Annotated in this window: 7 protein-coding genes; 4 read left to right on the top strand and 3 right to left on the bottom strand. The window is 67.8% G+C overall.

What is annotated here, in order from left to right; genetic code table 11:
- Position 1: 1 nt before the first annotated feature.
- Entirely contained in the window at positions 2-1,195 is a 1,194-nt protein-coding gene (locus OH799_RS09975; RefSeq protein ID WP_406278293.1) for an XRE family transcriptional regulator, read from the bottom strand.
- A gap of 252 nt (positions 1,196-1,447) precedes the next feature.
- On the opposite strand from OH799_RS09975, the gene OH799_RS09970 reads away from it, so the two are divergent.
- Positions 1,448-1,753 (top strand): hypothetical protein, encoded by a 306-nt coding sequence (locus OH799_RS09970; protein ID WP_406278290.1) that lies wholly within the window; start codon positions 1,448-1,450, stop codon positions 1,751-1,753.
- Here OH799_RS09970 and OH799_RS09965 read toward each other — a convergent pair.
- Both OH799_RS09965 and OH799_RS09960 read right to left on the bottom strand, forming a co-directional pair.
- Positions 1,655-4,258, bottom strand: a complete 2,604-nt coding sequence (locus tag OH799_RS09965; protein WP_406278287.1) for an AMP-binding protein — start codon at positions 4,256-4,258, stop codon at positions 1,655-1,657. The genes OH799_RS09970 and OH799_RS09965 overlap by 99 nt on opposite strands.
- Before the next feature lie 112 nt (positions 4,259-4,370).
- Positions 4,371-5,255 carry a PAC2 family protein gene (locus OH799_RS09960; protein ID WP_357261891.1) on the bottom strand — a complete coding sequence of 295 codons (885 nt, stop codon included), beginning with the start codon at positions 5,253-5,255 and terminating at the stop codon, positions 4,371-4,373.
- A 156-nt stretch (positions 5,256-5,411) separates the two neighbouring features.
- Here OH799_RS09960 and metH point away from each other — a divergent pair, with 156 nt between their 5' ends.
- From metH to OH799_RS09945, 3 genes are all read left to right on the top strand, one after another.
- Positions 5,412-9,008 carry a methionine synthase gene (gene metH, locus OH799_RS09955; RefSeq protein WP_406278283.1) on the top strand — a complete coding sequence of 1,199 codons (3,597 nt, stop codon included), beginning with the start codon at positions 5,412-5,414 and terminating at the stop codon, positions 9,006-9,008.
- Between the two features lie 417 nt (positions 9,009-9,425).
- Complete coding sequence (locus OH799_RS09950) at positions 9,426-11,105, top strand: protein kinase domain-containing protein (RefSeq protein WP_406278280.1); 1,680 nt, start codon at positions 9,426-9,428, stop codon at positions 11,103-11,105.
- Between the two features lie 163 nt (positions 11,106-11,268).
- On the top strand, positions 11,269-11,943 hold the full coding sequence (locus OH799_RS09945) for an HAD family hydrolase (protein WP_406278277.1): 675 nt from the start codon (positions 11,269-11,271) through the stop codon (positions 11,941-11,943).
- Positions 11,944-11,998: the final 55 nt, after the last annotated feature.

The raw sequence follows: 11,998 nt of genomic DNA, 5'->3' as shown, positions 1-11,998 counted from the left end.
CTCACTCGATGGACAGCGAACGCAGCTGGTCCGTATACACCCGAGTACGTGGGTCGCCGGGATAGCGTTCGATCATCTCGCGCGCGGCCTCGCCCGCGATCCATACCAGTGAGGGCAACGAGCGTCGCTTTCCCGCGAAGGCACGCATGCCCTCGTCCAGCGCCATTTCCAGATCGCGGTTGCGGACCGCGACCACGGCCAGGGTCAAGTGCGCTTCGGACACCCGCATCGGGTTGCGCACGGAACCGTCGGCCCGGGTGGCGTTCCGGATCACCTCGCGCGCGTACGATTCGGCGAGCCGATCCTCGCCCGCCACTCGGCAGCAGTCCATCGCATAGAAGTCGAACTTCTGCGCGTCGATCACGAAATGGTTGTCCAGATTCGCCGGATGATCGAGTCGCTCCAGGATCGCCCGGCCGTCCGCCAGTGCGGCTTCCGCCTCCCGTCGTTCGCCGAGCCTGGCCCAGGCTTTGGCGCGCTGGGCGGTGAGCTGGACACCGACCCGCAGACTCCGGCTTACTTCCAGCATCGGGTCGACCGTGTCGATAACGCCTCGGTAGTTGCCTTGGGTGAGCGCGGCCCAGGCCGCCAGTTCCGCGGCCCAGCAGGTGATCTCGGCATGCTCGGCTTCCTGCCCCAGCGAGTACGCGGCACGGCGCGTCGCCTCAGAGGCAGTCCGCCGGCCCAGGTCGAAGTCGACACATCCGACAAGTAGCGCGACCCAGCCTGCGAGGACCAGGATTTCGCGGTGCTGGGACAGCGTCAGGCGACCGTCCAGCAACGAAGTGATCCTGCGCAGCCACGCGGTGCCTTCGGCGTGCAGTTCATGGGGGTCGGCACAGGAGTAGTCGCAGCACAGGCGCTCGGCGGTGATCCGAATGGCCTCCAGCGTCACGGAAGACACGTCCGAAATGCGTAGTCTGCCGAGGAACTCCAGGGTGTCCATGCCGGTGGCGGAAAGCAGTTCGTCGTCCCGGTTCGGCCTGGCCTTGGGGAAGAACGCCGCGGTAACCGTGTCGAACGCGGCGGCGATGATCGGGGCGTAGAAATCATCCGGGCGTGACTCGCCGGATTCCCAGCGGCGCCAGTTCCGTAGGAGTGTACTGTCGGTCGGCAGGTTGCTCGATGACTTCGCGCGCATCACGCGGACGGCGTCGGCTTGTGACCACCCCCTCGCGTCGCGCTCGGAACGCATTCGAACAGCCCAGACGGGTCGATCGTCAGCAGCGGCCACGTCTGTAGTATCGCACCAGTTAACGCTCGAGGGCCGCATTAGGGCAGAGCGATGTCACCGGGTTGACATCTACATTCGCACTGTGGCGTTGTGCATGCTGGAGATGGAAGCCGAGAGTTTGCCCAACAACTACTCTTGTATGAAGCGCAATAACCCCGTAAGACGGGTGGATCCACATAAGAGAACAGCGATCCCAATCCAACGGAGGTTCGGGTGGAAGCGTTGATCTATGGATACTTGCGTGACGATCTGGCCGATGGCAACAGCGAAGAGCTCGAGGACGCGATGAGCAGCTTCGCCCGCGGAGAAGGGCTATGTTTCGCCGCAACGTTCCATGAATCGACAGCGGGTGACGGTACGGCGTTCGCCGAGCTGACGGCCGAACTCAAGCGTGCCGACGCACACCACGTGGTGGTTCCCTCACTTGATCACTTTGCCGGCCAGACGATTCCACGCGACATCTTGATCGCGAAGCTTGCCCACGAGGCGGCGGCCCGGGTCTGGACCATCCAGAGCTGAGCCGAGCGACAGGATCGCCCTGCACCGCGGGGAACCCCAGCGCCGTAGACCAGCCACCATCCTCGTCGCGACCACACCGGCCGCGAGGGACGCGAGCAACGCCGCGACTTGGCGCTGCCCGAACAGTGGATACACCTGCCAGTGCAGCAGATAGGCGAATAGCGAGCTGTCGGCCAGCACCGCGGCGCCGACAGCGACGAGCGGGGGGACCCGGATCGCGGGCAGCCACACCAGCAGGAGCAGGCCTGCCATGATCAGCCTTTCCCGATCGGGAACGCCGAAATACCCGGGCACCGTGGCCAGCACGACCGCGCCGACCATCAACCGCTGCCACGCCGTCGTTGCCTTCGCCGCCGCCCAGCCGAGCGCGAAGAACCATACGGCCAGGGGCGAGAAGGGCACATCCTTCGCCGGGTACACACCGAAAGCCTGGTAGCGGAACACGATGCTCACGGTGACCAGCGCCATCGCGAACCAGAACGGCGCACGCCGCTCCAGTCGGTCCACCAACGGGATACGGATCAGCAGCGCGGCCACGATCATGAAGTAGACGAGCACCTCGAGGAACCACAGGTGCCCCGCGGTGGCGCTGTCGCGTGGGCCGAGAATCTTATTGAGCAGCAGCACATTCTGCCAGCTGTAATAGTCGTCGGCCACCAGGGTGAGGGCCACCCACGCCGCGGTCGGCACCGCGATCAGCGCAACGGTGCGCAGTGTGTGGCGCAGTCGTTCGGCGCGCGGCGCCGCCGTCACCGCGAATCGCGCGAAGTTGAATCCCGCCACGCCGAGCAGCACGTGTGCCGCACCCCACAGCACGAACAGGCCGACGTGCGAGCCGACGATCAGCACGATGCCGATGGCGCGCAGCAGCGTCCCGGTGTCCAGCGAGCGCCCGAACCGCGTGCGGCGCTCGGGGACCCGTTCCAGTTCCGCGACCGTCGTGGTCGGCCAGTCGCCGGGCAGGCGGCCGAGTGCGCGCTCCAACCGCGCCGCGGCGGTCACGTAGGTGAGTGAGTTGCCACCGAGATCGACGAACGTGCTGTCCTGGCGGATCAGTACGGGATCGATCCCGAGTGCGTCAGCGTACAGGGCGCGGATGTCACGGACCTGCGCGGCGGGCTCGGCCAGCCGCCGGATGGCGGGATAGTCGGGTTTGCCGTTGGCCAGCCGCGGCATCCGTTCGACCGGACAGATTCGCACGGCCGCGGCGGGCAGCCCGGCCAGCCGCGCCGCGGTCTCGGTCGGATCGGACGGCGGAGCCTCGACCGCCACGACCAGATGTTCGTCGTCGTCGGCGCAGCAGGCCGTGAATCCGGCGGCGGCGAGGCCGGATTCGAGGCGTTGCAGGTCGACGCGCAGGCCGAAGATCTTGGCGAACCGGCTGCGCCTGCCCACCACCTGATACAGCCCCTCGGGAGTGCGCCGGGCCAGATCGCCGGTGCGCAGTACCTCGACGGTGCGACCCAGCGCGAGCTCGCGCGCGGACTGCGCATAACCCATCATCACATTGGGGCCGCGATAGACCAGCTCGCACGGCGCGTCGGACCCGTCGCTGGCATCCTCGAGCGGTTCGAGAGTGAATTCGCCGCCGGGAATCGGAATTCCGATGCAATCCGGATGCTCGGCCGCCAGATGCGCGGGCAGATAGGCCATACGCGCGGTCGCCTCGGTCTGGCCGTACATAACCACGAAGTCCCAGCCGGATCGCTTGCCGAGCGCGGCGTATTCGCGCACCCGCTCCGGCGGGAGCCTGCCGCCCGCTTGGGTGATGTAGCGCAGGTCGGGCAGCGTCATGCGGGCGAAACCGATGCGGTCGAGCAGATCTATGGTGTACGGCACCGCGGCGAACGATGTTGCGCGGTAGTCGAGGAACTCGCGCCAGAACTCGTCGTGGAGCACCGACCGCTCGGTGAGCAGCAGACTCGCGCCGCGCAGCAGGTGGCTGTGCACCACCGAGAGGCCGTAGCAGTAGAACATCGGCAACGTGGTCGCGGCGCGGTCGTCCGGGCCGATGGACAGGTACTCGGCGATAGCGGTGGCGTTGGCGCGCAAGTTCGCCGCCGAGAGCCGGACCAGCTTCGGCGAGCCGGTGGAACCCGAGGTGCTCAGCAGCAGCGCGAGATCCGGGTGCAGGCGATGGGCCGAGGTCTCGCGGACCACGTCGGCGTGGCCCGCTTCGACGACGATGTCCGGATCGTAGGTCGCCCGCAACTCTTCGGTGATCTCGGAGGCCAGCAGCACGGCGCAACCGGCGCCGAGCGCACCCAGATACGCGACGAGAGACGCGAGGTCGTTGCGCGCCGCGAGCGCGACGAGGCGCGGGGTCGGTCCGAGCTCGGTCGTGTAGTCCTCGACGAGCGTCGCCAGTTGCGCGTAAGTGACCTGTTGCGGACCCTCCCGCACCGGCTCCGCCGCGGTGACGCTCGCCGAGCTCGGTGCAGAGCACTGGACGGCGATCCGGTCGTCGAAGCCGCGGAGATGCGCGACGATCGGGAGAACGGTCACCGGCGGAAGTGTAGGTGGCGGACGTTTCCCGGCCCGAAGGTGGCCCCCTGGCGAACTTCCGGTGAACTGGCGATGCGTACCCGCGGGAACCGAAGTCGCCGCCGCGACAAGCTCAGAGCCCGAAGCTGCCCGGACCCCGTCTGCGCAGGTACTTCTCGAACTCGGCTGCGATGGCATCGCCGTCGATCTTGGCCATCGCCTCGTTTACGTCGGCCGCGGCATCGCCGCGCTCCTCCAGCGAGCGCACGTACTCGCTGATCTCGTCGTCGCCAACGGTCATCTCGTTGACGGCAGTCTCCCAGTCTTCGGCCTGTTTGGGCAGCTCACCCAGCGGCACCTCGATGTCGAGTACGTCCTCGACTCGGTGCAGCAGCGCGATCGTTGCCTTCGGGTTCGGCGGCTGCGAGACGTAGTGGGGTACCGCGGCCCAGAACGACACTGCGGGCACGCCCGCCTTCACGCACTGGTCCTGCAGCACGCCGGTGATGCCGGTCGGTCCCTCGTAGCGGGTCTGCTCCAGGCTGAACCGCTCGGCCGCCTCCTTGCTGTAGGCGGAGCCGGTCACCGGGACCGGTCTGGTGTGCGGGGTGTCGGCCAGTAGCGCGCCGAGGATGACGACGGTCTGCACTCCGAGCTGTTCGATGAACTCCAGCAGGTCACCGCAGAAGCTGCGCCACCGCATGTTCGGCTCGATGCCGCGCAGCAAGACCACATCGCGGTCGCTACCCGGCGGCGAGCAGACCGACAGCATCGTCGAGGGCCACTGGATTTCCCTGGTCACACCGTCGACCTGGCGCACCGTCGGCCGGTTCACCTGATAGTCGTAGTAGTCCTCGGAGTCGAGTTCGGCTAGCGGTTCGGCGTCCCAGATCAGTTCCAGATGCTCGACGGCGCCGCTGGCCGCGTCACCGGCGTCGTTCCAGCCCTCGAAGGCGGCGACCAGTACCGGATCCCGCAACGTCGGCAGTTCCGGATCGGGAGTTTCACTGGCGTTCACTCGGTCAGCCTACGGTGTGAGCGGAGGTGGCGTGTCGTATGACGGTCGGATGGGTTCGCGTGTTCCCCGGCCTGTCGCAGAGCGGCGGTGTGGCGCAGGACACCGAGCCCCTACACCGTGGGCTGGATCGGCCGCCCTGCCCACTACGCTGATCACATGTCTGCGCCCATCCCCGCCGAGTTCGACACCACGCTACTCGACACGCTACGCCGCCGTGTTGTCATCGGTGACGGTGCGATGGGCACGATGCTGCAAGCCGCCGATCTGACGCTGGACGATTTCCGCGGGCTGGAGGGCTGTAACGAGATCCTCAACGAGACCCGCCCCGACGTGCTGCGCGATATCCACCGTGCCTATTTCGAAGCGGGCGCCGACGCGGTCGAGACCAACACCTTCGGCTGCAACCTGCCCAACCTTGCCGACTACGGCATCGCCGACCGGATTCGCGACCTGTCCGAGCGCGGCGCGCGGCTGGCCCGTGAGGTCGCCGACGACATGGGCCCGTCCTCGGACGGTACGCCACGGTATGTACTCGGTTCGATGGGGCCGGGCACCAAGCTGCCCACACTGGGCCATGCGCCATACACCGCGCTGCGCGACGCTTACACCGAGGCCGCGCTCGGCATGCTCGACGGCGGCGCCGACGCCATCCTTATCGAGACCTGCCAGGATCTGCTGCAAGTGAAGGCGGCGGTGACCGGCAGCCGCCGGGCGATGGCGAAGCTCGGACGCCGAATCCCGATCATCACACACGTCACTGTGGAGACCACCGGGACCATGCTGGTCGGCAGCGAGATCGGCGCGGCGCTGACCGCGCTGGAGCCGCTCGGCATCGACATGATCGGCTTGAACTGCGCGACCGGCCCGGACGAGATGAGCGAACACCTGCGCCATCTGTCCCGGCACGCGCAGGTGCCGGTCTCGGTGATGCCGAACGCCGGTCTTCCGGTGCTCGGCGCCGACGGCGCGGTGTATCCGCTCACGCCCGAAGAGTTGGCGGTCGCGCTGCGCGGTTTCGTCTCCGAGTTCGGGCTCGCCCTGGTCGGCGGCTGCTGTGGCACCACCCCGGAACACATCCGCCAGGTCACCGCCGCGGTGCGCGAGGTCGAGCCGAGTCTGCCGCCGATCGCCGAGCGACGCGAGCCGGCGCACGAGCCGAGCGTGTCCAGCATGTACACGGCGGTGCCCTTCGAGCAGGACGCTTCGATCCTGATGATCGGCGAGCGCACGAATGCCAACGGCTCCAAGGCTTTCCGTGACGCCATGCTGGCCGAGGATTGGCAGAAGTGCCTGGACATCGCCAAAGACCAGACCCGTGACGGCGCGCATATGCTCGACCTGTGCGTCGACTACGTCGGACGCGACGGCACCAAGGACATGGAGGCGCTGGCCGGCAGGCTGGCCACTGCATCGACGCTGCCGATCATGCTCGACTCCACCGAGACCCCGGTGCTGCGGGCCGGCCTGCACCATCTCGGTGGCCGCTGCGCGGTGAACTCGGTGAACTACGAGGACGGCGACGGTCCCGAATCTCGCTTCCAGCAGACGATGCGGCTGGTCGCCGAGCACGGCGCCGCGGTGGTCGCCCTGACCATCGACGAGGAGGGCCAGGCCCGCACCGCGGAGAAGAAGGTGTCGATCGCCGAGCGCCTGATCACCGACATCACCGGCAACTGGGGCCTGCTGGAGAGCGACATCATCATCGACACGCTCACCTTCACCCTCGGCACCGGCCAGGAGGAGTCCCGCCGCGACGGCATCGAGACCATCGAGGCCATCCGCGAACTGAAGCGCCGCCACCCGGACGTGCAGACCACGCTGGGCTTGTCGAACATCTCCTTCGGCCTCAATCCGGCGGCACGTCAGGTGCTCAACTCGGTATTCATGCACGAATGTGTGGAGGCCGGTTTGGATTCCGCGATCGTGCACGCCTCGAAGATCCTACCGATGAGCCGGATCCCCGACGAACAGCGGGAAGTCGCACTGGATCTGGTGTACGACCGTCGCGGCGAGGACTACGACCCGTTGCAGAAGTTGATGGCGTTGTTCGAGGGTGTATCGACCGCGTCGTCGAAGGCCTCACGTGCCGAGGAGCTGGCCGCGCTTCCGCTGTTCGACCGGCTGGAGCGGCGGATCGTCGACGGCGAGCGCAACGGCATAGAGGCCGATCTGCACGCGGCCATGACCGAGGTGCCGCCGCTGCGGATCATCAACGAGACCTTGCTGTCCGGGATGAAGACAGTCGGTGAGCTGTTCGGATCCGGCCAGATGCAACTACCGTTCGTGTTGCAGTCCGCCGAGGTGATGAAGGCCGCCGTGGCGTACCTGGAGCCGCACATGGAGGCCACCGACGACAGCGGCAAGGGTCGCATCGTGCTGGCCACCGTGAAAGGCGACGTGCACGACATCGGTAAGAATCTGGTCGACATCATCCTGTCGAACAACGGCTACGAGGTGGTCAACCTCGGTATCAAGCAGCCGATCGCGACCATCCTCGACGCAGCGGTGGACAAGAAGGCCGACGTCATCGGCATGTCCGGCCTGCTGGTGAAATCGACCGTCGTGATGAAGGAGAACCTGGCAGAGCTCAATGCCAAGGGTGTGGCCGAGCAGTTCCCCGTGCTCCTGGGTGGGGCGGCGCTCACCCGCTCGTATGTGGAGAACGACCTCACCGAGGTGTACGAGGGCGACGTGCACTACGCGCGAGACGCGTTCGAGGGTCTGCGGCTGATGGACGACATCATGACTCGCAAGCGCGGCGGCGGCCCCGACCCGGACAGCCTGGAGGCCATCGCCGAACGGGAGCGGACCGCGGAGCGCAAGGCGCGCCACGAGCGGTCCAAGCGGATCGCGGCGGAGCGCAAGGCGGCCGAGGTGCCCGTCATGGTGCCCGAGCGCTCCGACGTCGCGGTGGACCTGCCGGTGCCGGTGCCGCCGTTCTGGGGCACTCGCGTGGTGAAAGGTCTTGCACTGCATGAGTATTCAGGTTTGCTCGACGAGCGGGCACTGTTCCTCGGGCAGTGGGGGCTGCGCGGACAGCGCGGCGGTGACGGGCCCGGCTACGAGGAGCTGGTGGAGTCCGAGGGCAGGCCGCGGCTGCGTGCCTGGCTGGACCGGCTGAGCACCGAGGGCGTGCTGCAGCACGCCGCAGTGGTGTACGGGTATTTCCCAGCGGTGTCCGAGGGTGACGAGGTCGTCGTGCTCACCGAGCCGGACCCCGCTGCTCCGGAGCGCTATCGGTTCACGTTTCCGCGCCAGCAGCGCGACCGGTTCCTGTGCATCGCCGACTTCATTCGGTCGCGGGTTTACGCACAGGAAAGCGGTCAGGTGGACGTGCTGCCGTTCCAGCTGGTCACCATGGGCCAGCCGATTGCCGACTTCGCCAACGAGCTGTTCGCGGGCGACAGCTACCGCGACTATCTCGAAGTGCACGGCATCGGTGTCCAGCTCACCGAGGCGCTGGCGGAGTACTGGCACCGCCGCATCCGGGAAGAGCTGGTTCTCGACGGCAGCGCGGTCGCCGACTCCGATCCGGCGGACGTGCTGGAGTACTTCAAGCTCGGCTACCGGGGCGCCCGGTACTCCTTCGGTTATGGGGCATGCCCCGATCTGGAGGACCGCGCCAAGCTGGTCGATCTGCTCGAGGCCGACCGCATCGGCGTCGTGCTGTCCGAAGAGCTTCAGCTGCATCCGGAACAGTCCACCGACGCGTTCGTCCTGCTGCACCCGGAGGCAAAGTACTTCAACGCCTGAGCCGGGCTGCGGTACCGCCCGGGCGGGCCCTCGGCCGAGGGGCATCCGCTCGGCTCGGGCTGTTGTGACGGTGTTCACCGTGCGGCGTAGCGGAATTCGGTCGCTGCAAGGTCCTCGGCTACCTGGACATATAGCCTGATTTGCGGAAATCCGGCGCCACGGAGGGTGTGACACGGCGCGCGGGCGCGCGGCACTGACCTGGGGGATCGCCGGAACCCGCGCCGGAAGGTGGATGTCTGTCGGGTCGGTGTGCCATTGTCGAAGCGTTGCAACTGCATCCGGAGCAGTCGGCGGATGCGTTCGTGTCGCTGCTTTGGGGGTGCAAAGCACCTTGGCGCGTGGGATGTTCGGAGATTTTCCGGGCGTGCGCGCTGAATGCTGGACGGCTAGGCGCGTAAGTAGGAGAGGCACACCACCATGACTGCGGATCGATTGATCGCGGGACGATACCGGCTCACGGATCCGATCGGCACCGGTGCCATGGGAGTCGTCTGGCGAGCCACCGACGTCCGGCTGCGGCGCACTGTCGCGGTCAAGCAGTTGCTGCTCGGTCCTGGTCTGTCGCGTTCGGCGGCGCTGGAGGCGAAGTTGCGCGCCATGCGCGAAGGCAGAATCGCGGCGCGGCTGCACCATCCGAACGCCATCACCGTTTTCGACGTGGCGGAGGAAGACGGCCAGCCCTGGTTGGTCATGGAGTACATGGACGCGCCCAGCCTGGCGGCCAAGCTGTCCGGAAAGCGCACGCTGGCCCCCACCGAGGTTGCGAAGATCGGCGCTCAGGCCGCATCCGCGCTGGCCGCCGCGCATGCCGCGGGCATCATGCACCGGGACGTGAAGCCGGCCAACCTGCTGGTCGGTGACGATGGCACGGTGAAGATCACCGATTTCGGCATCTCTCGCGCCGTCGGCGATGTGACGGTCACCGCCACCGGATTTCTCGCGGGGACTCCCGCTTATCTGGCGCCGGAGGTGGCGCGCGGGGAGGATCCGGAACCGGCCTCCGACGTCTTCGCCCTCGGCTCGACGCTGTACACGGCTGTGCAGGGCAGTCCGCCGTTCGGTGAGGGCGACAACCCGCTCGCGGTGCTGCACGCGGTGGCCAGGGCGCGGGTCCAGGAGCCCGAACGAGCGGGCGTGCTCGGACCCGTGCTGATGCGGCTGCTGGCTCCGACCGTCGATGCCCGCCCGACCATGCGCGAGGCGAAGGAAGCGTTGGAAGCCGTTGCGGCGGGCCGGGAGCCGGGACTGGCGCCGCCGGTGCTGACCAAGGTGATGCCCGCGCCCGGCGCGACGGCGATTCTTCCGCAGTCGGGCGCCGCCGGGTCGACCGATAGGCCGAGCGATACCGCCACCGCGGTCGTGCCCGCAGCCCTCGCGGGTCCGTATGCACCCCACCCGGTTTCTGCCCAGCCGCCCATCCCGCCGCAGGGCGGCACGACCCTGCCCAGCGGTACGAGCGGACCCGAGCGTGGCCGGATAGCAGCGCTGGCCGCCGCCGCGGTGCTCGTTGTGCTGATCGCGGCAGGCATCATCGCGACGATGACCGCCGGAAACGGTGAGGAGGGGGGCACCGCGGCGGCATCGTCGATCGTGCCCCCGGCCTCGTACGCCGAGAGCTCGCCGCCACCGGCGAACGCGGTCGGGCCCGCCCCACAGGAGACCGCGGCGCCAACTACCGCGGCCCCGACCACCACTCCCGGACCTGGTTCCGCATCAGCCACGCCGAGCAGATCGGGTCAGCCCACGACGCCGAGTCGAACGTCGACCACCATCACCACCACCCCGTCCGGCCCCGCGTCGCCCGACCGGATCGTCACCTTCATCCAGGGCTACTACGGCATGCTGCCCGGCAACGTGTCCGGCGCCTGGTCCCAGCTATCTCCCGGGTACCAGGCGCAGACCGGCTACGACTCCTATGTGAGCTTCTGGGGCACGATTCGCTCGGTAAGCGTGGGCGCAGTCACACCGAACGGCGCGAACCGGGCGGTTGTCGCGTTGACCTATACCTTGAAGAACGGCACGACCACCTCGGAGAATCGATGGATCGAGATCGTCGGGGACAGTGGCCGACTACAGATCGCCGGATCAGGCGCCTAGGCGGCCTCGCCTTCGCTCGGCCCGGCGTGAGGCTGCGGACGAATCTCGTCCGACTGCGCGAGTTATGCGGCAGTCTCGCCTTCGCTGGGCTTGGCGCGGGGCAGCGGACAGACTTTCGTCCGGCCGCCTCATCAGCAGACGAGACAGAGGAGACGCACCGAACGTGACAGCGCGACTGGCCGGAGTGCTCTGGGATATGGACGGCACGTTGCTCGATTCGGAGAAACTCTGGGACATCGCGGTACGCGAACTTGCGCGCGAGCACGGACATGAGATGACTGATGCGGTCCGGCACGCGCTGATCGGCGCGTCCGGGCCGAACGCGCTGCGGATCATGTTCGCCGGTCTCGGCATCGAGCCGACGCTCGACGCACTGCGGTCGGCGGGGGAGTTCCTGGATCGGCGGGTGACCGAGCTGATGACGGGACCGATCCCGTGGCGGCCTGGTGCGAAAGACGCACTGGCCATGGTGCGCGCGGCCGGTCTGCGCAGCGCGCTGGTCACCAACACCAAGCGGTCGCTGACGGAGTTCGGGCTCGACACTCTCGGGCGCGACTTCTTCGATGTCTCGGTCTGCGGCGATGAGGTGGCGCACGGCAAACCCGAGCCCGACGTCTACCTGCGCGCCGCCGAGTTACTCGGCCTGGACCCGCGACACTGTGTGGCCGTGGAGGATTCGCCGACCGGCGCCTGCGCCGCCGAGGCCGCGGGCTGCGCGGTGCTGGTCGTCCCGTGCGAGATTCCGGTACCGGAAGCGCCCGGACGTGTCTTCCGCGATTCGCTGGTCGGGCTGAGCTCCGAAGAACTCGAGCGCGCGCTGCTGGTACCCGGCGGCTGAGCGGGCGGATACGACACTCCCGACCTCGGTCTGCCGAGAGTTACTGTGCCGCAAC

This window comes from Nocardia sp. NBC_00881, from assembly GCF_045207455.1.
GTDB lineage: Bacteria > Actinomycetota > Actinomycetes > Mycobacteriales > Mycobacteriaceae > Nocardia.
The sequence above is the reverse complement of the archived record's forward strand: the minus strand, read 5'-3'. Positions and strand labels throughout refer to the sequence as shown.

Coding starts and splice junctions, on each gene's coding strand:
- OH799_RS09950 (WP_406278280.1), top strand. CDS start 9,426: ATGACTGCGGATCGATTGATCGCGGGACGATACCGGCTCACGGATCCG.
- metH (WP_406278283.1), top strand. CDS start 5,412: ATGTCTGCGCCCATCCCCGCCGAGTTCGACACCACGCTACTCGACACG.
- OH799_RS09975 (WP_406278293.1), bottom strand. CDS start 1,195: ATGCGTTCCGAGCGCGACGCGAGGGGGTGGTCACAAGCCGACGCCGTC.